The 23,051-nt window shown below is 63.1% G+C and carries 21 protein-coding genes and 1 pseudogene; 8 read left to right on the top strand and 14 right to left on the bottom strand.

Annotation, left to right across the window (positions count from 1 at the left end):
• Window positions 1-196 precede the first annotated feature (196 nt).
• Entirely contained in the window at window positions 197-667 is a 471-nt protein-coding gene (locus JQ575_RS11395; protein ID WP_212033294.1) for an SRPBCC family protein, read from the top strand.
• Between the two features lie 2 nt (window positions 668-669).
• Here JQ575_RS11395 and scpA read toward each other — a convergent pair whose 3' ends face one another.
• From scpA to JQ575_RS11350, 9 genes are all read right to left on the bottom strand, one after another.
• Window positions 670-2,826 carry a methylmalonyl-CoA mutase gene (scpA, locus tag JQ575_RS11390; RefSeq protein ID WP_212033293.1) on the bottom strand — a complete coding sequence of 719 codons (2,157 nt, stop codon included), beginning with the start codon at window positions 2,824-2,826 and terminating at the stop codon, window positions 670-672.
• On the bottom strand, window positions 2,823-3,278 hold the full coding sequence (locus tag JQ575_RS11385) for a hypothetical protein (protein ID WP_212033292.1): 456 nt from the start codon (window positions 3,276-3,278) through the stop codon (window positions 2,823-2,825). Before JQ575_RS11385 ends, scpA begins: the two co-directional genes overlap by 4 nt.
• A gap of 18 nt (window positions 3,279-3,296) precedes the next feature.
• Window positions 3,297-3,761 (bottom strand): GFA family protein, encoded by a 465-nt coding sequence (locus tag JQ575_RS11380; RefSeq protein WP_212033291.1) that lies wholly within the window; start codon window positions 3,759-3,761, stop codon window positions 3,297-3,299.
• Between the two features lie 2 nt (window positions 3,762-3,763).
• Window positions 3,764-5,629, bottom strand: coding sequence for a methylmalonyl-CoA mutase subunit beta (locus JQ575_RS11375; RefSeq protein ID WP_212033290.1), 1,866 nt, complete (start codon window positions 5,627-5,629; stop codon window positions 3,764-3,766).
• Between the two features lie 98 nt (window positions 5,630-5,727).
• A complete protein-coding gene (gene folK, locus JQ575_RS11370; protein WP_212033289.1) occupies window positions 5,728-6,225 on the bottom strand; it encodes a 2-amino-4-hydroxy-6-hydroxymethyldihydropteridine diphosphokinase in 498 nt (165 codons plus the stop codon).
• A gap of 1 nt (window position 6,226) precedes the next feature.
• Window positions 6,227-6,598 (bottom strand): dihydroneopterin aldolase, encoded by a 372-nt coding sequence (gene folB, locus JQ575_RS11365; RefSeq protein WP_192737419.1) that lies wholly within the window; start codon window positions 6,596-6,598, stop codon window positions 6,227-6,229.
• Complete coding sequence (gene folP / locus JQ575_RS11360) at window positions 6,595-7,443, bottom strand: dihydropteroate synthase (protein WP_249166587.1); 849 nt, start codon at window positions 7,441-7,443, stop codon at window positions 6,595-6,597. Before folP ends, folB begins: the two co-directional genes overlap by 4 nt.
• An 86-nt stretch (window positions 7,444-7,529) precedes the next feature.
• Window positions 7,530-7,937 carry a DUF4332 domain-containing protein gene (locus JQ575_RS11355; protein ID WP_192737421.1) on the bottom strand — a complete coding sequence of 136 codons (408 nt, stop codon included), beginning with the start codon at window positions 7,935-7,937 and terminating at the stop codon, window positions 7,530-7,532.
• Window positions 7,938-7,980: 43 nt separating this feature from the next.
• Window positions 7,981-8,346 carry a DUF2267 domain-containing protein gene (locus tag JQ575_RS11350; RefSeq protein WP_212033287.1) on the bottom strand — a complete coding sequence of 122 codons (366 nt, stop codon included), beginning with the start codon at window positions 8,344-8,346 and terminating at the stop codon, window positions 7,981-7,983.
• A gap of 338 nt (window positions 8,347-8,684) precedes the next feature.
• Here JQ575_RS11350 and JQ575_RS11345 point away from each other — a divergent pair, with 338 nt between their 5' ends.
• The 3 genes from JQ575_RS11345 to JQ575_RS11335 all read left to right on the top strand — a co-directional run bounded on the left by JQ575_RS11345 (window position 8,685) and on the right by JQ575_RS11335 (window position 13,233).
• Window positions 8,685-10,307: a helicase HerA-like domain-containing protein gene (locus tag JQ575_RS11345; protein WP_212033286.1), complete on the top strand. Its 1,623-nt coding sequence runs from the start codon at window positions 8,685-8,687 to the stop codon at window positions 10,305-10,307.
• A 179-nt stretch (window positions 10,308-10,486) separates the two neighbouring features.
• Window positions 10,487-11,830 carry a glycosyltransferase family 87 protein gene (locus JQ575_RS11340; RefSeq protein WP_249166601.1) on the top strand — a complete coding sequence of 448 codons (1,344 nt, stop codon included), beginning with the start codon at window positions 10,487-10,489 and terminating at the stop codon, window positions 11,828-11,830.
• Window positions 11,830-13,233 (top strand): M20/M25/M40 family metallo-hydrolase, encoded by a 1,404-nt coding sequence (locus JQ575_RS11335; RefSeq protein ID WP_212033285.1) that lies wholly within the window; start codon window positions 11,830-11,832, stop codon window positions 13,231-13,233. The genes JQ575_RS11340 and JQ575_RS11335 overlap by 1 nt, the downstream gene beginning before the upstream one ends.
• 241 nt (window positions 13,234-13,474) lie before the next feature.
• On the opposite strand, the pseudogene JQ575_RS11330 reads toward JQ575_RS11335, so the two are convergent.
• From JQ575_RS11330 to JQ575_RS11320, 3 genes and pseudogenes are all read right to left on the bottom strand, one after another.
• Window positions 13,475-14,450 (bottom strand): annotated as a pseudogene (locus JQ575_RS11330) (NAD-dependent epimerase/dehydratase family protein).
• Between the two features lie 39 nt (window positions 14,451-14,489).
• A complete protein-coding gene (locus tag JQ575_RS11325; protein WP_212033284.1) occupies window positions 14,490-15,269 on the bottom strand; it encodes a class II aldolase/adducin family protein in 780 nt (259 codons plus the stop codon).
• A gap of 110 nt (window positions 15,270-15,379) precedes the next feature.
• On the bottom strand, window positions 15,380-17,029 hold the full coding sequence (locus JQ575_RS11320; RefSeq protein ID WP_212033283.1) for a glycosyltransferase family 39 protein: 1,650 nt from the start codon (window positions 17,027-17,029) through the stop codon (window positions 15,380-15,382).
• Window positions 17,030-17,421: 392 nt separating this feature from the next.
• On the opposite strand from JQ575_RS11320, the gene JQ575_RS11315 reads away from it, so the two are divergent.
• Together JQ575_RS11315 and JQ575_RS11310 are read left to right on the top strand one after the other, a co-directional pair.
• Window positions 17,422-18,297 carry a DUF308 domain-containing protein gene (locus JQ575_RS11315; protein WP_312015927.1) on the top strand — a complete coding sequence of 292 codons (876 nt, stop codon included), beginning with the start codon at window positions 17,422-17,424 and terminating at the stop codon, window positions 18,295-18,297.
• A gap of 200 nt (window positions 18,298-18,497) precedes the next feature.
• On the top strand, window positions 18,498-18,911 hold the full coding sequence (locus tag JQ575_RS11310) for a MucR family transcriptional regulator (RefSeq protein ID WP_212033281.1): 414 nt from the start codon (window positions 18,498-18,500) through the stop codon (window positions 18,909-18,911).
• A gap of 49 nt (window positions 18,912-18,960) precedes the next feature.
• On the opposite strand, the gene JQ575_RS11305 is transcribed toward JQ575_RS11310, so the two are convergent.
• Together JQ575_RS11305 and JQ575_RS11300 are read right to left on the bottom strand one after the other, a co-directional pair.
• Window positions 18,961-19,389, bottom strand: coding sequence for a SufE family protein (locus tag JQ575_RS11305; protein ID WP_212033280.1), 429 nt, complete (start codon window positions 19,387-19,389; stop codon window positions 18,961-18,963).
• A 196-nt stretch (window positions 19,390-19,585) separates the two neighbouring features.
• Window positions 19,586-19,987, bottom strand: a complete 402-nt coding sequence (locus tag JQ575_RS11300; protein WP_212033279.1) for a DUF5330 domain-containing protein — start codon at window positions 19,985-19,987, stop codon at window positions 19,586-19,588.
• Between the two features lie 433 nt (window positions 19,988-20,420).
• Between JQ575_RS11300 and JQ575_RS11295 the strand changes: the two genes are divergently transcribed.
• Window positions 20,421-22,271 (top strand): PAS domain-containing sensor histidine kinase, encoded by a 1,851-nt coding sequence (locus JQ575_RS11295; protein WP_212033278.1) that lies wholly within the window; start codon window positions 20,421-20,423, stop codon window positions 22,269-22,271.
• Window positions 22,264-23,046 (top strand): peptidoglycan-binding domain-containing protein, encoded by a 783-nt coding sequence (locus JQ575_RS11290; RefSeq protein WP_212033277.1) that lies wholly within the window; start codon window positions 22,264-22,266, stop codon window positions 23,044-23,046. Before JQ575_RS11295 ends, JQ575_RS11290 begins: the two co-directional genes overlap by 8 nt.
• Window positions 23,047-23,051 lie beyond the last annotated feature (5 nt).

Below are 23,051 nucleotides of genomic sequence, written 5' to 3'. Positions count from 1 at the left end.
TGACAGCGGGCGCTCTTGTGATGCGGCATTCTAGGCGGCTTTGCGCTGCGCTCGCAAGGCGTTACGCGATGATGCGGGATGATCGCCGGTGGGACATCACGACACATCCGGAAATCGGGTGGTGGCGACCAGGGGAGCGCGGATAGGTATCCATGCGCGGCGTCACTGGACAGCCGCGATCGACTGCGGAGGTAACATGACGACAGCCTATTACAGCACCGTGCTGGATTATCCGCTTGCTACCGTGTGGTCGCTGATCCGCGATTTCAACAATTATCCGGCCTATATCGATGGCGTGAGTGAAAGCGTCATCGAGGACGACAAGGGCGGCGACGAAGTCGGTGCCATCAGGCGCTTCTGCTATCTCGGCACCTGGATCCGGCAGCGCCTGGCTCGTCATTCCGACGCGCAGCACAGCCTGACCTATGCCAGCATCGAGCCATTGCCGTTTCCAGCAGATCTTCTGCCGGAAGCACCAGGCCCGACGCGCTACGAGGGCACCATGCACCTGATGCGAATCGTCGAGGGCGACCGGACCTTCATTGAATGGGATGTCGCGCTCGACACCGCGCCTGACGATGCCGATCGCTGGCGGACGCTGTTCCAGTCCTGGATACCGGACTGGACGCAGTCGTTGCAGCGGGCGTTGGATCGCCGCGCCGGGTGAGGCTACTCCGCTGCCTCGCTATGCCCCAACCTTGCATTGAGCTTGTGGATCAGCTCTTCGGCGGCATCGGCGATCACGGTGCCCGGCGGGAAGATCGCTTCCGCACCGGCCTTGTAGAGCGCCTCGTAATCCTGCGGCGGCACCACGCCGCCGATGATGATCATGATGTCCTCGCGGCCCTGCTTCTTCAGCGCGGCCTTCAGTTCCGGCACCGCGGTGAGGTGGGCGGCCGCCAGCGACGAGACGCCGAGGATATGCACGTCATTCTCGACCGCCTGCCGCGCGGCTTCGTCGGCGGTGGCAAACAGCGGCCCGATATCGACGTCGAAGCCGACGTCGGCAAAGGCTGACGCGATCACCTTCTGGCCGCGGTCGTGGCCGTCCTGGCCGATCTTGGCGACCAGGATACGGGGGCGGCGGCCCTCGGCATCCTCGAACGCATCGATCAGCGCCTGCACTTTTTCGACCCGGTTGGACATGGTGGACGCCTCCCGCTTGTAGACGCCGGTGATGGACTTGATTTCCGCGCGATGCCGTCCGAACACTTTCTCCATCGCGTCCGAGATTTCGCCGACGGTGGCTTTGGCGCGCGCCGCGTCGATGGCAAGCGCCAAAAGGTTGCCGTTGCCTTCGCCGGCGCTGCGCGTCAGCGCCGCCAGCGCCTGGTCGACGTCCTTCTGATTGCGCTCGGAGCGCAACCGCGACAGCTTGTCGATCTGCAGCCGACGTACGGTGGAATTCTCCACCTTCAGCACGTCAATGGCGGCTTCATTGACCGGCTTGAACTTGTTGACGCCGATCACGGCCTGCCGCCCGGCGTCGATCCGTGCCTGCGTCTTGGCCGAGGCTTCCTCGATTCTTAGCTTAGGCACGCCGGCCTCGATCGCCTTCGCCATGCCGCCGAGCGCCTCGACTTCCTGGATATGGCCCCAGGCCTTGGCGGCGAGATCGCGGGTCAGCCGTTCGACGTAATAAGAGCCGCCCCAGGGATCGATGATGCGGTTGGTGCCGCTTTCCTGCTGCAGGAACAATTGCGTGTTGCGGGCGATGCGCGCGGAAAAATCGGTCGGCAGCGCCAAGGCTTCGTCGAGCGCGTTGGTGTGCAGCGACTGGGTGTGGCCTTGCGTCGCCGCCATCGCCTCGATGGTGGTGCGCATCACATTGTTGAAGACGTCCTGCGCGGTCAGCGACCAGCCCGAGGTCTGGCAATGCGTCCGCAGCGACAGCGAACGCGGATCCTTGGGGTTGAACTGCGTCAGCAGCTTGGCCCACAAGAGGCGCGCCGCGCGCATTTTTGCCACCTCCATGAAAAAGTTCATGCCGATGGCCCAGAAGAACGACAGCCGCGGCGCAAAGCGGTCGACGTCGAGGCCCGCCGCCAACCCGGCGCGCAGATATTCGACGCCGTCGGCCAGCGTATAGGCGAGCTCGAGGTCCTGTGTCGCGCCGGCTTCCTGCATGTGATAGCCGGAGATGGAGATGGAGTTGTACTTCGGCATCTTCTGCGAGGTGTAGGCAAAGATGTCGGAGATGATCCGCATCGAGGGGGTAGGCGGATAGATGTAGGTGTTGCGCACCATGAACTCTTTCAGAATGTCATTCTGAATGGTGCCCGACAGTTTCTCCGGCGGTACGCCCTGTTCCTCGGCGGCGGCAACGAACAGCGCCAGGATCGGCAGCACGGCGCCGTTCATCGTCATCGACACGCTCATCTGGTCGAGCGGGATGCCGGCAAACAGCGTGCGCATGTCATAGATGGAATCGATCGCCACGCCGGCCATGCCGACGTCGCCGGAGACGCGCGGATGATCGGAGTCATAACCGCGGTGCGTCGCCAGATCGAATGCGACCGAAAGGCCCTTTTGTCCGGCCGCGAGGTTGCGGCGGTAGAACGCGTTGGAATCTTCCGCCGTGGAGAAGCCGGCATATTGCCTGATCGTCCAGGGCTGGTTGACATACATGGTCGGGTAGGGGCCGCGCAGATAGGGCGCAATGCCGGGCCAGGTATCGAGGAAGTCGATGCCTTCGAGATCAGCCTCGCTGTAGCCGGGCTTGACGAGGATGCCCTCGGGCGTCAGCCATGGCTCGGCGCCGGCAGTCGGTGCCGGCGCGTCGACCGGCTCGAACTTCACAGCGGTGAAATCGGGTATTCTGCTCATGATGAGCGGCCTTCCTTCAATTTCGCTATCCGTGCCTCGCAGTCCGCGAGACGCTTCAGAGTCTCAGGCTCGCCTGCGATCTGCTCTGAACTGAGCGCAAGCACTTCTCCTGCTCGAAACGTAATACCGAACAACGTTATTCTTCGCGAAAAAATGTACGCCAATAGCGGTAAACCCACTACCACGAAAAGGACGGTGGAAGCCGGAACCTGGCCGGCGAAAAACCCTGCCACCATCAAAATTCCTATGCCGCACACGATGGCAATCCCGGCTGCCGTAAACCATGCCGGCGCCTGGTCCTCCGGCGATGCCGACCGCAGCGAGCGCGACCGCATCGGATAGAATGGTCCGTTATGATAAGCGATCATGGAGAGCAGTCGACCGCGCTCGGCTTCGAGTTGGGACAGCTCATCCTGACCGGCCATATTTCCTGTTGAAGGTGTCTGTGGCATTCGGCCTGCTGCCTGCCTTCAATCATGGTCCGGATGTTGGTGGCTCACGATACGGCTAAGCTTTTCACTACCAGTACCCTCAAGGGTGCTCCTGCCGGGCAGGTCGCCGATCCTGCCGACCCAAGCCAAATGGGACTCGGTGCCGGTGGCGTAGGTCGGAACCACGAGGTCCGGCCGGTCGAAACTGCCGGTGGTAAGCTCGATCACCGTTCCGTCGATCACCCGGTAGCTGAGGGGCGTCCCACACGCAGCGCAGAAGTCGCGCTCGGCGATCGTCGACGAGCGAAAGGTCGCCGGTTTGCCACGGGTCCACGCAAAATCCTCATGCTTTACTTCGGCGAGCGAAATGAAGGGGCCGCCCACCGCTTTCTGGCACATGCGGCAGTGGCACAAGCCTATTTTGACCGGGCCCGCATAAGCCGCGAAACGCACGGCGCCACATTGGCAGCCGCCGGTCAGAATAGCCTTTCTTTCCGATGTCATGCTCACTCCATCCGCTTCCATGCAGCCTGCAACATTGCGAGCGCATCGCCGCCGGCAAAAATGAAGTCACCGACGCCGGCCGCTCGAAGACCCGCTTCCTGCTCGCCGGGCCGGCCTGCCAGATAGATATGCTTTGCATCAGCGGCTTGAAGGGCCTGGGCTGCCGCCGTCGCGTGGGCGGCATAGGCCTTGTCGGAGGAGCAAAGGCACGCGACGTCGGCGCCGGAGGCCTTGAATGCGGCGGCAAGCGCCGCCGGGTCGGCAAAGCCCTGCGTATCGATGGCCTCGATGCCGCCGGTTTCGAAGAAGCTTTTTGCAAATGTCGCCCGCGCGGTGAAATCGGCCGGGGTGCCGAGATTGGCGAGGAAGATTTTTGGTCGTGCGCCGCCATTCTTGAGCCTGGCATCCGATTTGTCGCGCAACGCCTCGAACGGCGCGGCCAGCCGCATTGGCGGCAGCGCGTCGAACTTGAATTTGGCTTCGCCATAGGGCGCCAGCGCAATCGGTTTTGCGTCCAGCACCGCGATCTCGGCCTCGTGCAGGTTCGGAAATTCGCTGGCGCCGGTCAATACGTCGCGGCGTTTGGCGATGTTGGTCTCGCGCACGGCCCGCGTTGCAGCGACCTTGCGCTGGATCAGGTTCTGTTCGAGCGCGGCGAACAGGCCGCCGGCCTTTTCGATCTCCTGGAACAGCGACCACGCGGCTTCGCAAAGCTGCCCTGTGAGCGTCTCGATGCCGCCGGCGCCGGCTGCGGGATCGGATACTTTGGCGAGGTTGGATTCTTCCAGCAGCACCAGCTGCGTGTTGCGCGCGGCGCGGCGCGCGAACGGATCGGGCAAGCCAAGCGCCAGCGTATGCGGCAGCACGGCGATGGCGTTGGCGCCGCCGAGGCCGGCGGAGAAGGTCGCCATCGTCGCCCGCAGCATGTTCACGTACGGGTCGCGCTGCGTCAGCATGCGCCAGGCGGTATCGGCCGCGATGAACAGCGGTTTGGGCACGAGGCCGCAGGCCTGCTCGACCCGCGCCCACAACAGCCGCAGCGCACGGAATTTCGCCAGCGTCAGGAACTGGTCGGCGTCGGCGGAAAGCCGCGCATAGACCATGCCCTGCGCGTCTTCGAGCGAGATGCCGGCCGTTTCGATCGCGCGCAGATAGGCGACGCCGGAGGCGAGCACAAACGCCAGCTCCTGAACTTCCGATCCGCCGGCATCGTGGATCACGCGCCCGTCGGCGGCCGCGAGCGGACCTTTGAAGCCGAGCGCGGCGAGGCCTTTGATGGCGCTGGTGACCGCGGGCACGATCTCGGACCAGCTATGGGGGCTGGATCCCCACACCGCGCCGGCGCCGAGCGGGTCGAGGCCGAAGCGGATATCGCAGGCGGCGGGATCGAGCCCCTTGCCCTGGATATATTCCGCGACGTGGATCGCCGCCATCCGCGATTGCGGGCCGATCTGGAGTTCGATGCCGATGCCGGCATCGAGATAGATGCCGTCGAGGATTTGCGCGACGGCCTCCGGCGAGGGATCCAGCCCGAAGCCGTAAGCGCCATTGGCACCGGCGAACACGAGGGTGAGCCCGGTAGCGCCGTTTTCGAGATCGTGCAGCGCCTGCGCGTTGGCCGCTTTGGCGTCGGGATGATCGGCGCGCTGCATGATCTGCCAGGGCGCGGCCGCAGGGCGGCCTGCAATCGGGGCGGCGCCTTGCGCGCGTGGGTAGATCGGGTCGATCTTCAATCCATCGGATGTCTTGCCGACCAGTTTTTCGAACGGCGCGCCCTTCAGCACCCCGTCGACCAGCTTGCGCCAGTCTTCGTAATTCGCGGGGGCAAAATCCGCGGCTAATCGCAACTCATTGGTGGTGGTCGTCATCCGGACAGTGGTTCCTTGGGTAGCCTCTTGATTTGGCCGGAAATTGCCACGGGGCGGCCGCCAAGCCAAACGGTTGTTTTAGGCCACCCGGGGCCTGGTCAGGGCTGGTCGAGGTCGGGTAGTCGCAAAATACCGTCGGTCGAAAGCGCCGCCAGCGCGTCCCTGACGCTGCGTCCGGCAATGATACGGTCGGGCACGATCTCGGCGAGCGGCACCAGCACGAAGGCGCGCTCGAACAGCCTGGGATGCGGCAGCGTCAGTTCCGGCTTGTCGATCCTGACGTCGTCATAGGCGAGCAGGTCGAGGTCGAGGGTGCGCGGGCCCCAATGCTGCTCGGCGGCGCGGTCGCGGCCGAACTTCTTCTCGATCTTGTGCAGCGTGAACAGCAGCGCATGCGGATCGAGGCTGGTGTCGATTTCGATGCAGGCGTTGATGAAGGGCGCCTGCGCTTCATTGCCCCAGGGCGGCGTGGTGTAATCCGACGACCGCGCCAGCAATGCCGCCTGCGTCATGCCGCAGATGTTGGAGACGGCTTTGCGGAACGTCGCGCGCACGTCGCCGACATTGCCGCCGAGCGCGATCAGCACATCGGCCATGTCAGGGCGACTGCCGTGTGCGCATCAAGACCACGCCGACATCGTCGAAGATCGCGGCGATCGGCGCGTGCGGCTTGTGGACGGTGACCTCGACCGCCGCGATGCGCGGAAACGCGGCCAGGATGGCATCGGCCACGGCGCCGGCCGCACGTTCCAGCAGTTTGTAATTGGTGTTCTTGAACGCCGCCGTCGCGGTCGCGACCACGTTGGAATAGGACACGGTGTCGGACAGGCGGTCGGTGCGCGAGGATTCTGACAGGTCGACGGAGAGCTCGAGATCGATCACGAAGCGCTGGCCGACTTCGGTCTCGTGTTCCATCACGCCATGGCGGGCATGGATGACGACGCCGGTGATGAAGATCGTATCGGTCATCTCTGCAGTTCCCCAATGGCGGTTGCGACGCGCAGCGCTTGAACGGTTTCCGCAACGTCATGGGCGCGGATGATGCGCGCGCCGCCCTTCGCCGCAATCAGATGGGCGGCGATCGAACCGCCAAGGCGCTGATGCGGTTCCGACGGCGTCACCACACTGATGAAGCGCTTGCGCGAGGCCCCGACCAGCAGCGGCAGGCCGAAGGATTGCAGCTCATGCAGCCGCGCCAGGGCCGTCATGCTCTGTTCCGGAGTCTTGCCAAAGCCGATGCCGGGGTCGAGCACGATCTTGCCGGGCGAAATACCGGCCTTCGCGGCGATGTCGAGCGATCGCGCGAAGAAGGAGGCGATATCCTTCATGATGTCGATGGCGGGATCGGCGCTGTCGCGGTTGTGCATGATGATGACGTGCACCTGGCGTGCCGCGATCAGGCCGGCCATGCCGGGATCGCGCTGCAGCCCCCAGACATCGTTGGCGACGACGGCGCCATGGTCGAGCGCCCAGGCGACGACGGCCGACTTCATGCTGTCGATCGAGACGGGAACTCCAAGCGAAACAACCTCCGGTAGCACCGGTTGCAGCCGCTTCAACTCTTCTTCTACCGAGATCGGCTCTGATCCGTAGGGTCGGGTCGATTCCGCACCGATGTCGATGATGTCAGAACCTTCGGCGACCATCCGGCGGGCCTGCGCAAGCGCGCTTTCGGGGGCAGCGAACTGTCCGCCATCGGAAAATGAGTCGGGGGTTACGTTCAGTACGCCCATCACGGCCGGGAAGGGCCGTGACAACAGCGCCGGCAGGTCAAAATGACCGGCCGGGCCGGCCGCGGTGGCGGGTCTGGACATGCTTACGATCATGCGGTCGCTTTGCGCGGTCCGCGCCAGTGAGTCAAGACGCGAGACCCCGCCAGCGTATGTCGGCTGGCCGACTTTTAGTAGCTGATTTTCGGCTGAAGCTTGCGCGCCTGGGCGATCAGTTGCTCGACCGATTTCTCCGAGGGCATGACGCGGACCAGCTTACGCTTGGTATTCACGTCTTTCATGTTCTGGGCGAGCCGCGCCGGGTTACGCAGCGCGAGTTCGCGAACCGTCGGCACGCCGGCAGCGCGCACCAGCCCGACCTTCGCCTTGCCCATCCCGGGAATCCGCATGTAGTCGGAGAAATTGGCCCATTCGAGCAGTTGCTGTTCACTGATCCCGGTCTTCGCGGCGAGCGCCTTGCGTCCTTTGACGGTGCGGGCGGCTTCAAGCAGCGCTTCGGTCGTGCGAATGCCAATCGATTTGAGTTTCGAGGCAGAGTAGGCGGTCAAGCCTTCGATCTCGGAGAGGGGATATGTCATGATACTCGATGCAAGAGAATGTGCGCGGCCGAAGGGGGGTGTTTCAAGCGAACTGGCTTAGCCCCGGTGTCCCCGAAATGATCTCGCCCATTTTGTCCGCTCCGATTTTGTCGCGGCCGAACCTGAAAAGTTCACGCGCCACGTTCTGAATCTCGTTCATGCCCAGACCAAGCGCCATCAGCTTGGTGCCGAGCGCCATCAGCCCACCGCCCATCAACCTGGAGAGCCCGCTGTTGCTGTTCGAGGCCGCGATCGCAGCCTCGGCGCCTGGAATTTGATCGATCAGAGCCTGAACCTTGTCGGAAGGCCCCTCGTTACGGAGAAAACCCAGAACGATGCCGATGGTTTTTTCAGCGACAACGCTATCGATGCCGGCCTTGCTGGCCAGCTGTCCAATCAATTCGTCCATATTGCCCCGCCCTCAGCCGGTTTGTTACCGGGTCGTACCTTGTGAATTTATCTTGAGCGTCTGCGATCTGAAATACAAGCGATCCGCGCGCGCGAAGGCGATTTCGTCCGAGATCGCTCGTCGAGTGTTGCAGCAATGCAAGAGTGAATGCGGGATTCACGCCATGTTACCGCACTGCGGCCCTCGTATTTCTACCGGAGTTAGAGAAAAGTATGAGGCAGGGTGTGCAAGGCCCGGGCTATGTCGTTGTCCATGGACGGTTTCAATCGACCGGCAGGATGCGATATGATGGCATTGCTTGGCGACCAAACTTTCCCGATGCGCGAAGAGGCGATGTGATGGCGACCCCCGACAACAAGACAGCCGATACCAATGAGAAGATTTTCATCGGCAAGGGCGAGCAGACAGCATGGCTGACGCTCGCGCTCGCCAATCGGCACGGCCTTGTCACCGGGGCGACCGGAACCGGCAAGACTGTGTCGCTGCAGGTGATGGCGGAAGGGTTTGCCCGCGCCGGTGTTCCGGTTTTCGCAGCCGATATCAAGGGCGACCTGTCCGGGATCTCCGAAGTCGGTGAAGCCAAGGACTTTATCCTGAAGCGCGCGGGCGAGATGGGGCTCAACTTCCAGCCCGATCAGTTCTCGACCGTATTCTGGGACGTGTTTGGCGAGCAGGGTCATCCGGTCCGGGCCACCGTCACGGAAATGGGGCCGTTGCTGCTGTCCCGGATGCTCGATTTGAACGACGTCCAGGAGGGCGTCCTCAATGTTGCGTTCCGTGTCGCGGACGAAAACGGCCTGACGCTGATCGACATGAAGGATCTGCGTGCGCTGCTCGATGCCATCGTACCGGCTGGCGGCAAGAAGGGTGCCGATGCGGAAGAAGACCCGCTGGCGCCGATCCGCAAGGCCGCGCAGGGCTTCGGCAATGTCTCAAAGGCGACGGTTGGCACGATTCAGCGCCAGCTGCTGGTGCTCGAAAACCAGGGCGCAGCGAAATTCTTCGGCGAACCGGCGCTGACGCTGAAGGATTTCATGAAGACCGACAGCGATGGCCGCGGCATGGTCAATATCCTCGTCGCGGACAAGCTGATGCAGAGCCCGCGACTCTACTCGACCTTCCTGTTGTGGATGCTGTCGGAGCTGTTCGAGGAACTGCCTGAGGCCGGCGACCTGCCGAAGCCGAAACTGGTGTTCTTCTTCGACGAGGCGCATCTGTTGTTCACCGATGCGCCGAAGGCGCTGATGGACAAGATCGAGCAGGTGGTGCGGCTGATCCGTTCCAAGGGCGTCGGTGTTTATTTCGTTACGCAAAACCCGATCGACGTGCCGGACAAGGTGCTCGCGCAATTGGGCAACCGCGTGCAGCACGCGTTGCGCGCGTTCACGCCTCGCGACCAGAAGGCGGTGGCGGCGGCGGCGCAGACGTTCAGGCCCAATCCGAAGCTTGACACCGCCCGGGTCATCATGGAGCTCGCCAAGGGTGAGGCGCTGGTGTCGTTCCTCGAAGGCGGTGGCACGCCGACGATGGTCGAGCGGGTGATGATCCGGCCGCCGACGGGACGGATCGGACCGATCACGCCGGAGGAACGCAAGGCGCTCATGAACAAGAGCCCGGTGAAGGGCAAATACGACACCGCGGTCGACGCTGAGTCCGCCTATGAGATGCTGCTGAAGCGCGTGGCAGGAACGGCCGCGCCGGCGGATAGATCGGATGGCGGTGGTGGCGGCGGAATCCTCGGACAGATCGGCGGGATCGTCGGCACCATCTTCGGCACCAACAACAAGCGCGGCCGGCTGTCGACCGGCCAGGTCATCGCGCGCGACGTTACGCGTTCCGTCACCAACAAGGTGATCGGCGGCGTTGTCGCCGATCTCGGCAAATCGGTCGGCGGCTCACTCGGCAGTTCGGTGGGGCGAGCGCTGGTGCGCGGTGCGCTTGGTGGATTGCTGCGGCGCTGATTTCTTGCGGCGAAGGTACTTCCGCGGAAAGAAAGTATGGATTGCTTCGCTTCGCTCGCAATGACGCGTGAGGAGCGTTCCCAGCTCCAACAACCGTCATTGCGAGCGAAGCGAAGCTATCCATCTCACCGCGGAATGAAAGAAATGAATGACTTCCTGATGTTCGGATCGAGCTTGTGCTGAGGTATCCCTCGTTGCGAGCGCCGCTCGATATTCTGTTTCTGATCTGCTGTATTGGTCTGACGGCCGACGTGCTGGTTCCGGAAATCTGGGGCAACGGCAAGACCAAGGATTATCCGCTTTGGTTCTGGGCCGGGCAGCAGGTGCTGCATGGCCAGAACCTCTATCCTGACAATCCCGCCACCTATTTCGAATTCATCTATCCGCCGCTGTCGGCGCTGCTGCTGGCGATCCCGAGCTATTTCGGCAAGATCCCGCTTTATCTGTGCCTGTCATTGCTCAACATCGTCGCCTGGTGGATGACGGCGCAGTATTCCCACGCGATGGCGGGGTCGGGGCAGAAGCCCGGGGAGAAACTCAATCCTTGGCTCGAAGCGCTGCCGGGCTTCGTTACCGTAACCTTCGTGTTCGACATGTTCGACCTCGGACAGCCCAACCTCGTGCTGCTGGCGTTGATGCTGTACGGCTTCTGGCTGCTGCGCGATCAGCGCGGCTGGATGGCGGGCAGCATGTTCGCGCTCGCCACCGCGATCAAGGTGTTCCCGGTCGCGGTGTTTCCCTATCTGGTCTGGCGCCGGCAGTGGGCGGCGGCCGCGAGCATGCTTGTCTTCCTGTTCGTGTTTCTGTTCGTGCTGCCGGCGCCGTTCCGCGGTTTCCAGCACAACGCCGCCGAATTGAAGAACTGGTACCAGGGCATGGTGGGGTCGAGCTCGGAAAAAGGGTTCGGCCAGCGTGACGAGCAGAACTGGTCGTGGGTCAACCAGTCCATCATCGCGGTGACGCACCGCCTGACGCGGCCGGTGAACTACAATCAGGACGATCCGTCGAAAGCTGTGCGCACCATGAACGTCGTCGACGTCGATTTCAGGACGGCGAACCTGATTGTGCTGGCGGTGTCGCTTGTGATCGGGATCGGCTATCTCCTGGTGATGCCGCCGGCCTCGCGCCGGACTGAAAAATCAGACGCCGAGGAAATCGGCATTCTGTTCTGCCTGATGACGGTCGCTTCGCCGCTGGCACGCCAATATTATTTTCTGTGGCTGTTCTTCCCGATGACGGTGCTGATCCATCGCGCCGCTTATGACCCGCGCCCTGTGGTGAAGGCCGGCACCTGGGCGCTTCTGGCCGTCGCAGGCTTGCTCTTGTGCCTGTCGCTGCCGATCTTTCCGAACGAGCTGCAGGCTTACGGGAACAATCTGGCCTCGACCGCGCTGCTGGTGGCGGGGCTGGTCTGGCACATGCTGCATCCGCCCGATGCGGTGGCCGCCGCCACTTTGCCCGGGACCACAAGCGGGCTACAAATCGATGCAACAACAATGCCCACAGCCAAGGGATATCAGTGATGGCCAACGCTCAGCTTCAGCCGGTCCTCGACCGCATCGATGCCGATTTCGACAACAGCCTCGAACGGCTGTTTGCGCTGCTGCGGATCAAGTCGATCTCGGCAGATCCCGCCTTTGCCGGCGACTGCAAGGCGGCCGCCGATCATTTGGCCAAGGACATCGCGACGCTCGGTTTTGCGGCGGAGGTGCGGCCAACGGCGGGGCATCCTGCGATCGTCGCCAAGATGAATGGCGGAACGGGCGGGCGGCCGCACGTGCTGTTCTACGGGCATTATGATGTGCAGCCGGTCGACCCCTTGAACCTGTGGCACCGCCCGCCGTTCGAGCCTGTCGTGACCGACCATGCCGACGGCCGCAAGATCATCGTTGCGCGCGGGGCGGAGGACGACAAGGGACAGCTGATGACCTTCGTCGAAGCCTGCCGCGCCTGGAAGGAGGTGACCGGATCGCTGCCGGTCGACGTCACCATTGTCATCGAGGGCGAAGAAGAAGTCGGCTCGAAAAACTTCGTGCCGTTCCTCGAACAGAACAAGGCTGACCTGAAAGCGGACTTCGCGCTGGTCTGCGACACCGGCATGTGGGACCAGAACACGCCCGCGATCACGACGTCGTTGCGCGGGCTCGTTTATGACGAGGTCAAGATCAAGGCCGCCAACCGCGATCTGCATTCCGGCATCTTCGGCGGCGGTGCGCAGAATCCGATCCGGGTGCTGACCAAAATTCTCGGCGGCCTGTTCGACGACAACGGCCGCATCACCATTCCCGGCTTCTACGACGGCGTGAAGGACCTGCCGCCGGATATCCTGGCGCAATGGAAGAATCTCAACCTGACGGCGGAATCATTCTTGAAGCCGATCGGGCTTTCGATTCCGGCCGGCGAAAAGGACCGCCTCCTGATCGAACAGGTCTCGTCGCGCCCGACCTGCGACATCAACGGCATCGTCGGCGGCTACACCGGCGAGGGCTCCAAGACGGTCATCGCGGCCGAGGCCTCCGCAAAGATCTCGTTCCGCCTGGTGGAGGGGCAGAACCCGGACAAGATCCGCAAAGCCTTCCGCGATTATGTGACGGCGCGGCTGCCGGGCGATTGCAAGGCCGAATTCATCGATCACTCCAACGCACCCGCGATCGCGCTCGACTGGAACATGAAGCCGCTGGCGGCCGCCAAGCGCGCGCTGACCGACGAATGGGGCAAGGAAGCGCTGCTGATCGGTTCCGGCGCCTCGATCCCGATCGTCGCGGACTTCAAGCGCACGCTCGGCCTCGATACCGTGCTGGTCGGCTTCGGCCTCGACGACGACAACATCCATTCGCCGAACGAGAAGTACGACCTGAAGAGCTTTCACAAAGGCATCCGCTCCTGGGCCCGGATTTTGGCCGCGTTCGCGGAAGCGGGGAAGTAGCGTCGTAGCCTGTAGGGTGGGCAAAGGCGCATCGCGCCGTGCCCACCATCTATCCATACGACTGATTTGAGTGGTGGGCACGCTTCGCTTTGCCCACCCTACGTTCAGCGTCAAAATAAAAACGCCGCCCGGAATTGGGCGGCGTTTTGATTCGGTAGTGCAGAGGTCGTTGGGAAACAACCTACACGCAACTCCCAAGATTTTCAATTCCGATAACCCGGGCGAAGACCGGCGCGGGCCCTTACTCCAGCGGGTAGCCGTCGCGGAAGACGCGGTCGTGATAGCCCTTGCTGCCGATCTGCCGCGCGAGCGGGCTGCGGATGTCGTCACCGTTTTGCAGCCGCGCCAGCAGGGTGCGGAAATCATGACGCGGTTGCCAGCCGAGTTCATCGCGCGCCCTGGCATTGACGTAAACCCGGTCGATGCCGGAAGCCATCGTCCAGCCGCGCCGTGCATATGCCGCCTCAAAGCCGGGTACGTAACGGCGCAGCACAAGCTGCAAATCGCTGCGCAATTCCGCGGCATCATCGGGCGAGAACGGCGTCGTGGCGCTGATGATGTATTTCGCGAAACCTGCTGATGGTGCGTGGCTGATGGCCAGCAGATGCGCGCTGACCACGTCCTCGAGATCGACGCGGCGATGGAGAAATTCGTTGGCCTTGACGTTGGCGTCGGCATAGCCCTCGCGGACGGCGCGGTTGTCGTCTTCCTCGGGAAAGAAACGCGAGGTGCGCAGGACGATGGCGCCGAGCGAATGGTTGCGCGCAAACAGCTGGCACAGGTCCTCGGCAGCCGCTTTGGTGACGCCGTAGATGTTTTTCGGCACCGGGACGACGTCTTCCGTCACCCAGGCGGCCGGCTCGCCCGGTGGCGGCACCAGCGCGTCGCCGAACACGCTCGTGGTGCTGGTATAGACGAACGCCGTGACGTCGGCAGCAGTGGCTTCCTCAAGCAGATTGAGCGTGCCCGTGACGTTGACGTCGACCTTGACGGCTGTGGGTCGCCACATGCGGCTTGTGCAGCGTCGCGGTGTGCAGCACGGCCGTGACGCCCTTCATGCATTGCCGCACAAAGCCGCGGTCGGTGATCGAGCCCACGAGCTGCGTAAACGCGCCGGGAAGAACGTCGATGCCGAGAACGTCACGCCGCTCAGCCTGCAGGGTACGGACCAGTGCCTCGCCGAGATGGCCGGAACTGCCGGTCACCAGAATGGTCACGGCGCTGAACCTTTCGCACTGTTCGCCCGCGTTTGGGCGTCAGGTCCGGTAGCTCGGGTCGATGCGATCGAGCTTGCGCAGGAGCGGCGGCCACACCAGGTTGGTCGAGCGCATTTCCGCCCGATCAGGATTGCTGAACAATTGCGCGTTCTTGTAGACCACGGCCTCTTCGACCGGATAGGCGGTCGGCCCGAGCATGCGGGTGCGCACCTGCATCGTGCAGGCCCGCTCCAGATGGTACATGCGCTGGAAAGCGGAGGCGACCGAGCGGCCGACGGTGAGCGTGCCGTGATTGCGCAGCAGCATGTGGTTCTTGTTGCCGAGGTCCTTTTGCAGCCGCGGGCGCTCGTCATGGTCCAGCGCGATGCCTTCATAGTCGTGATAGGCGAGGTCATGGGTGACCAATTGCGCGGTCTGGTTCATCGGCAGCAGGCCTTCCATGCAGCTCGCCACTGCCGTGCCGTCGGGCGTGTGAAGATGAAGCACGCAGCCGGCGTCCTCGCGGACCTCATGGATCGCCGAATGGATGGTGAAGCCCGCCGGGTTGATGCTGTAATCGCTCTGGGTGAGCTGGTTGCCGTTGAGGTCGACCTTGACCAGGCTGGAAGCCGTGATCTCGTCGAACATCAGGCCGTAGGGATTGATCAGGAAGTGATGCTCCGGTCCGGGTACCCGCGCGGAAATGTGGGTGTCGACGAGATCGTCCCAGCCATAAAGCGCGACCAGCCGATAGGCGGCGGCGAGATCGACGCGCTGGTTCCACTCGGCATCGGTCATGCCGGACGGTACTTCCTTGAGGCGAGCTTCGGCTGGCGACATGACCTGTTTCTCCAGTGTGTTGCTGATTTCTCGCGCAAGCCTAGCCCTGCGCTCGCACCACAGCAAGGCGCGGCCAGGAGCTGGCTGTTATGCCTTTGTGCTCTTGAGGGCTACGGCGCCGGAATGGCGAGCAGGGACGAAATGGCGCGGCCGCGGATATCGTAGACGCGCGCGAAAACGACGTCGTCGCGCTTGATTTCCACCATCACCGGCGCGGTGAGGCCCTTGCAATAGAATTCGCCCAGCGTCATCGCGAAGTCGGCGGCGTTGCTGTCCCAGCCGATGGTGAAATCCGGACCGAGCGCGACTTGCGCCGGACGTTGCGGGCCGCACACTGCAACCTTCCACTTGCGGCCGCTTGGCGCGACTTCCTGCCGCTCCACCAGTTCCTCGCGCAGGCCGTCGGAAGCCTGCTTCAGCGCCAGTCCCCAATAATCCAGCATGAAGAAATTGTCGGCGGAGCGGACCGTGCCGGCGATGTGGTTGAAGTGGGTGTATTCGTAAGGATGCAGGCGGATCATTTCGCTGAGCGGCAGCAACAGCCCGAACGCGAACGCCGCAAGGGCTGCGGGTTGCCAGCTGCGGCGGTTTTCCTTCAGCCAGGTCATGCCCCGGCCGAAGGCGACGCCGGCCAGCACTGCCATCGGCGGAATCACGAACACGAAATGCCGGATTCCGTTGTAGAGCGCGGGCCGCTTCACCATGGCGATCACCAGCGGCAGCGTCGCCGCCATCGTGAGCATCAACATGATGGTCTTGCGGCGGGCCGGCACGTCGGTGCGCGACAGCGACATGAAGGTGCCGACGATGCCGGCGAACAACAGTGCCAGCAGCACTTCGGGGAGCTGCAGCGCGAACAGCGTCGGCAGATACGACCACGGCATGTCCGGCACCGACACCAGCGCGCCGTCGAACATTTCCTTCCAGGGCTTTTCGAAGAAATGCGAGAAATAGGTCAGCGCCTTGAACGGATGGTCCGGCTCCATGATCGCCCATGGCCATACCAGGCCCATCAGCAGGTAGCCGAACACGAGGCCCGGCAGCAGCACGTAAACCACATGGCCGAAGCGATGCGCGGCTTCGCGCAGCCCTTGCGTACGATATTCCTCGATCAGCAACGGCACGAAACCGACCATGGCGTAGACCAGCGCCAGCCCGCCGAGAATGCGGCAGCCGATGGCAAGGCCGGCACCAAATCCGACGATCAGGATGGTTCGCGGCGAGGGCTGTGGATATTCCTCGGCGAGGCGGACCAGACCCAGGATCAGGATCACCATCGACACGGCGAATGGCGCGTCCTTCGGGTTCATGAACATGTGGCCGTAGAAGGTCGGGCACAGCGCCAGCAGCAGCAGCGTCGCGAGCCCGGCCAGCGGACCGCCGACGCGCCGCGCGAGCCGCCACGTCACGGCAAGTCCGATGACGCCGACGACGGCGCCGAGCAGGCGGCGCGTTTCGAACAGTTCGAGCGGGATGACCTTGTGCAGCAGTGCCGCCGCCATGTCGAAGCCGCCGCCGTACATGTAGAGATTGGCGAATGACAGCGCGCCGACATCCTTGAAACCGGAACCGTACATGCGCAGCAGCAGCTCGGCATATTCGGCGTGGGTGTAATCGTCCCAGCCCAGTCCGTAATCACGGAAGGTCAAACCTGCGACCAGGGTGACAGCGGCCAGCACGACCATGGCAAGGTCGTCCCAAGTCCGCTCCATCGAGCGCCGCTCGGGCGTATCGACGGCAGATGTCGTGATGGCTGACATGGCTATTGGCTAACCCGGTGTCCCCTATGGCCCAGCGTTTGCGCTTTTGAGCCTCTTTCCCCGGCATCCATATAGCGCAGTTCCATTTTCAAGTAATTGGGAATTGTGGTCTAATTCCCTGATGCAATGCAACAAATCGGCGGTAATTAGTAGGCCGTAGATATACGGGAGGCGTCTGAATGGCAGCTGAATGCCGTGAGCGGTGCCTGAATTTTGCAGAGGGAAGGCTTCCGCTGCCAAGGGATTGTCCAGGGGATTTTTGAGGAACCGTTTCTTGAGGAACTCTGTGCAGAATTGCTGGTTGGCGGTGCGCACATTATGACGGTATCGTGGCATAGGCGGTCTGCGAGCATTTCGGGCGCAGCCGGGGGGTTAGTTCGATGATGGTTGGCATGTTGGTCGCAGGCGTCGGCCTTATTTTGGCGGGCCTGCTGGCGATTGGCTACGGAATCACGATTAACGAATTCAGCACCGGCAACACGCTGATCCTCACCGGCGCGACCGGGTTTTGCACGGGCGTGATCATGCTCGGGCTCTGGGTGGCGGTGCGGGAACTGAGGAACATCGCGCGGCAGCTCAGCGCCGGCGCATTCCAGGCGCGCAGCGAGGCCATGGTACGGCCGGTGCTTCCACCGGCTATGTCACCGGAGGCTGGCTCAGGCGACCTCCTTGTTCCGTTCAAGCTGGAGACCGCCGAGAGCGCCGGCGGCGCGCCAGCCGCACCTGCTGCCGCGTCGCCGCCGCCATGGCAGGGCGAGGCCGCCACACGCGAGCGCCCGCGTGGCGATCTGCCGACCGAATCCGAGCCGGCCGAGGCTGCGGCCAAGCCAAAGCGCAATCTGTTGTTTTCCTCGACGTCGCGCAAGGAGCGCGAGCGCGCTCAGGCCAGGACCAGCGAGCCGCTGCCGCCGGATCTGTTGTCGCCGGATCTTCGCCCTAATCCGCCGGCCGCACCGCCGCCGCCCGTCCCCGCCGAAACGCAACCGCCATCGTTCGACGATGCCTGGCCGAAACCGGAGCGATCGCGGCCTGGCGAGACCCCGCCGCCGCGTCGCGCGGCCCGGACACCCCCGGCATTCGACGAACCAAACGGCGCCCCGCCGCGTAATGACCAACAGCCGGCCGTAACGGTGCTGAAATCGGGCGTCGTCGACGGCATGGCCTATTCGCTCTATTCGGACGGATCGATCGAGGCCCAGATGCCCGAGGGCATGATGCGCTTTGCTTCCATCGACGAGCTGCGTACGCACCTCGATCAGCGGCCCTGAAGGGCACAATACTTGGCCAGCAAGCCGGCGTGAAAATAAAACGCCGTAGTTCTTGTCAGATTCCCGGTAATTCGTTCATATTCGCCAAGTCGTAATAAATTCCCTTTGCGTATAGGCGCGTCCGGATACTTTCAGCACCCTACGCGCTCGCGCGTTCGCGATCCCAGGATCGCGTTTGCGATTCCCAGGAAGGTTGAGCCATGACCGATTCCGCCGGCAAGACGCCCGTCGAACTGACCGCCAACATCGTATCGGCCTATCTCAGCAACAATCCGACGCAGGCTTCTGAAATCCCGAACCTGATCAGCCAGGTTCACGCCGCGCTGCTGCGGGTATCGACCGGCCGGATCGAGACGGCGCTCGAACCGGCAAAGCCGGCCGTGTCCGTCAAGAAATCGATGACCCCGGAGTATCTGATCTGTCTGGAGGACGGCAAGCGCTTCAAGTCGCTGAAGCGCCATTTGCGCACGCAATACAACATGACGCCGGAGCAATATCGCGACAAATGGGGCCTTCCGCCCGACTATCCGATGGTCGCGCCGAATTATGCGGTGGCCCGTTCGCAGCTCGCCAAGAAGATGGGCCTCGGCCAGCAGGCGCGGAAGCGGAAATAGCAAAGCGTTTTCGAGCGAAGTGGATACCGGTTCGCGTAAAGAAAACGCGTCAGGAAGCGGTGGCAAGCGCCTCGCGCGCATCGGAGCGGATGCGCTCGACCATCGAGCGCAGGCCGTTGGAACGCTGCGGCGTCAGATGCTCGCGAAATCCGAGTTCGTCGAACAGGGCAATCGCATCCATCGACAGGATCTGCTGCGGCGTGTGCCCGGAATAGAGCGTCAGCAGGATCGCGATCAGGCCGCGTACGATGTGGGCATCGCTGTCGCCGAGGTAATTCAGGCGCGGTTCGCTGTCGCCGCTGCGGTCGAGCTGCTTTGCGAGCCAGACCTGGCTGGCGCAGCCGTTGACCTTGTTGGCCGCTGAATGCTCGGCTTCCGGCATCGGCGCCAGCGTGCGGCCGAGTTCGATGACGTACCGGTAGCGGTCGTCCCACTCGTCCAGCAGCTCAAAATTTTCCCTGATCTCGTCGATCGTCATCGTGGCCCGTGTTCCATGCGCATAGCGTTTTTCGAGCGAAGTGGGTACCGGTTCGCGTCAAGAAAACGCGTTAAAAAAGGCTGGAGCCCGGGTCTGATGCAATCAGACCCTGCTCCACCGTCTATATAGGATGCGGGTCGAGCGAAAGCGACGAAAATGGAACCGGTTCCGGGCCTATTTTCCAGCCATTATCCAGTCAATGCAAAGACGTGCCGCGCCACTCGGTTGCAAGATCGTCTTGCGTGAGCGTGTCGCCCCGCGCGGTGGCCGCCAATGTGGCTTCGTCGCCGCCCGGGCCGTGGATCGAGCCGGTGTGGTCGGGGGCTTTCTTGTCGGGCTTGTCGGTGATGATCTGATAGAGCTTGCGTGCGCCGTCCTGCGCGCGCTGGCCGATCACGGTCGCGGCCTGGCCGCCGACTTCACAGGCCGCCGGCTGGCGCTTGCAGAACTGCCCCATGTCGGAGACGGCCGCGGTCGCGGCCGATACGGCTTCGGAGGCGCCGATCTGCGGCAGCTTGTCCGATTCAGGCGTCTTTTCTCTGGGCAGCAGCACGAGCACCAGTCCGAGCCAGAACACCAAACGAAGCAGAAAGAACATCTCGCGACCCCGGTCGTTTCTTTTGGTCCTGTTGCGGTTATGTCCGCAGCTTTGCTCCTGACTATCAGCCGTCGATAAATCGCAAGTGTTTGCATTGAAGTAAATTCGCCGAAAATTCGCTGAAAATTCCAATGATTTGATTCGACGTAAATTTTCGATTGATATCTGCGAACACAAAAAAGTGGGCGTGCCGGGCCGTCCACCATTTCGAAACCATAGATTGATCGCGCCGGAAACCTGTCGTTCACCATCCGCGTCGAATGAGCGTTCCGTAATCGGTTAAAGCTCCGCGAATGCACGGTGTTTGCCGCCCGGCCGCCGTGCCTTAGCGTTCGCTTAAGTTCGCTCTGACACGGTGGGCCAAAGATAAGGGGGCGTTCCGGCGCGTCTGCAAAGCTAACTTGCCAGACGAACAAGCCGAAGCGCAAAGGCCGTGAGTGTTTTGAGTATCATCCGCGATTGTCTTGATGCGCTGCTGCATCCGTCCGCACGATATGATGCGCTGACGCGCGCGCGGCATCGCGCCTTCATGGCGCCGCGGCTGCTCGGCAGCCTCGCCGCCTTTGCGGCATTCCCGGTCTACCTGGCGATGCGCGGTGCGCCCACGGCTATCGAGGTTGCGGCTTTTGCCTGGCTGATCGCACCCATCCTGCTGTCATGGTTCCTGTCGCGCACCGGTCGCTACGACGGCGCGCATATTCTGTCGTCGCTGGCGCTGGCCGGTCTCGTCATGATGGTCGCCGCGACGACCGGAGGCATTGAGTCCTTTGCCGCGGTCGGGCTGGTCGTGGTTCCGCTTGAAGCCGCGCTCTCGGCCTCGCGCCGCGTCGTCGCGTTTGCCTCGGCGCTGGCGTTGTCCTGCGCGGCGCTGTTGATCGCGCTCGGGCATTTCGACCTGTTGCCGGTGATGGAGCCGAACGCGGCGTTGCGTAGCCTCCTGATGGCGGTCGGAATCGCGGCGGCGACGCTCTATGCCGTCGGTCTCGCCTTTGGCTCGGAATCGCTGGCGCGTACCAGCGTCGCACTGCTCAGTGTCGAGGAAGACCGCTACCGCCTGCTGGCGCTTAACATGAGCGACGTGATTTCACGCCACAGCCGCAACGGCGCGGTGCAGTTCATTTCGCCCGCCGCGGAAACCATGCTGGGCGCTTCAGTCACGCGGCTTGCAGGTCACGGCCTGTTCGACCGCGTCCATGTGGCCGATCGTCCGGCCTATCTGACCGCATTGTCGGACGCCGCGCGTGGCGGCGAGGCGCGCAGCGTCGAGTTCCGGCTGCGGCGCGATGTCGCCCGCGGCCAGAGCAACTCCGATTTCATCTGGGTCGAGATGCGCTGCCGGCCGCTCGAGAATGCCTCGCCCGAGGCCGAAGTCGTCGCCGTGATGCGCGACGTCACCGACCGCAAGGTGCAGGAGCAGGCGCTGGAGTTGGCGCGTACCGCCGCCGAACGGGCGGATGCGTCCAAGACCCGTTTCCTCGCCACCATGAGCCATGAACTGCGCACGCCGCTCAACGCCATCATCGGGTTCTCCGAGATGATCGTTCAGGAAGATGTGCTGATGATCGACGCGGCGCGGCGCAAGGAATATGCGCAGCTGATCAACGATTCCGGGCAGCATCTGTTATCGGTCGTCAACGGCATTCTCGACATGTCGAAGATGGAGTCCGGCAATTTCGAGATTTCACCCGAGCCATTCGCGCCGCGCGCCGCAGTGCTGCATTGCTGCAACCTGCTGGCCCTGAAAGCCCGCGAAAACGGCGTCGATCTCGTCACCCGTGCGCCGGAAGATCTGCCCATGATGACGGGCGATCCACGCGCCTTCAAACAGATCGTACTGAATCTGGTCGCCAACGCCGTCAAATTCACCGAGCGCGGCGGCAATGTCACGGTCTCGGCTGCGGTCGAGGGCTCGCGCCTGATGCTTCGCGTTACCGACACCGGGGTCGGCATCGCACCCGACGATCTCAAGCGGATCGGCGATCCGTTCTTCCAGGCCGGCAAGACCTATCAGCGCAAGCACGAAGGCACCGGCCTCGGACTGTCGATCGTGAAGGGCCTGGTCGGATTGCACCATGGCGAGGTGAATGTGCAGAGCAAGGTCAATGAGGGAACCACGGTAACCGTGGTCTTGCCGCTGGCCTTCGCGCCGTCGGCGGTGGAATTGAATTCGCCGTCGAGCCCGGTACCTTCGAGCCAAGCACCTTCGAGCAATGTCGCGACGCTGAAGCCGGCGCTGCGATCAGGATTACAAGACCAAGCCCATCAGGTGAAGAAAAGTGCCTAAGCGAACGATCGAGGACGACGAGATGCCGCGCCGCCGTCGCGGCGCGAAAGCGGTTGCAGTTAACGCGGAAGAAGAGCGTGGATTTGTGATGCGCATGCTCTTGCGCAGTCCGAAGGACATGCTGGCCGGCGCGCTGGCCGTTGCCGCCATCGGCGCCATTCTCACCAACGCTTTGTTTCTGCAGGCTGGTCGTCATCCGTCGCCGATGTTCGGTTCGGTCGTGAAATTGCCGGCGCCCGCGCCGGCGGTTGCGAACCCGCTGCCTCGTCCGCGCCCGGTTGAACTGGTGCGTTCCGCTGAGCCCCCGGAACCGAAACCCGTCGAGAGCAGAAACGCCGATTCCAAAACCACCGACCCCAAGAGCGCTGACCCCAAAACCTCTGACGCCAAAACCTCTGACGCCAAAACCTCTGACCCAATGACCAATCTGGTGGTCAGGTCGACTGGTTCGGCTCCCGCCGCTGCAGCTTCCAGCATTACCCTTCCGGCGGCCAAGGCGGCCGGGTCCGCTCCGGCCACGACAGCCCATGTCGTGAGGCCGCCGGCGCCGATTCCGGCATCCGCGCAATCCGCGGGCGCGCGCCGCGTGGCGTCGGTGCAGCGCGCGCTGACCGAATACGGCTACGGCCAGTTGAAGCCGACCGGCGCCGTCGGTTCGGACACGCAGGCGGCGATCACCAAATTCGAGCGCGACCGCAAGCTGCCGGTGACCGGACAGATGTCCGACCGCCTGGTGAAGGAACTCACCGCCATGACCGGCCGTCCGATCGAGTAGGGACG

The organism is Bradyrhizobium sp. JYMT SZCCT0428 (assembly GCF_018131075.1).
Lineage (GTDB): Bacteria > Pseudomonadota > Alphaproteobacteria > Rhizobiales > Xanthobacteraceae > Bradyrhizobium.
The sequence above is the reverse complement of the archived record's forward strand: the minus strand, read 5'-3'. Positions and strand labels throughout refer to the sequence as shown.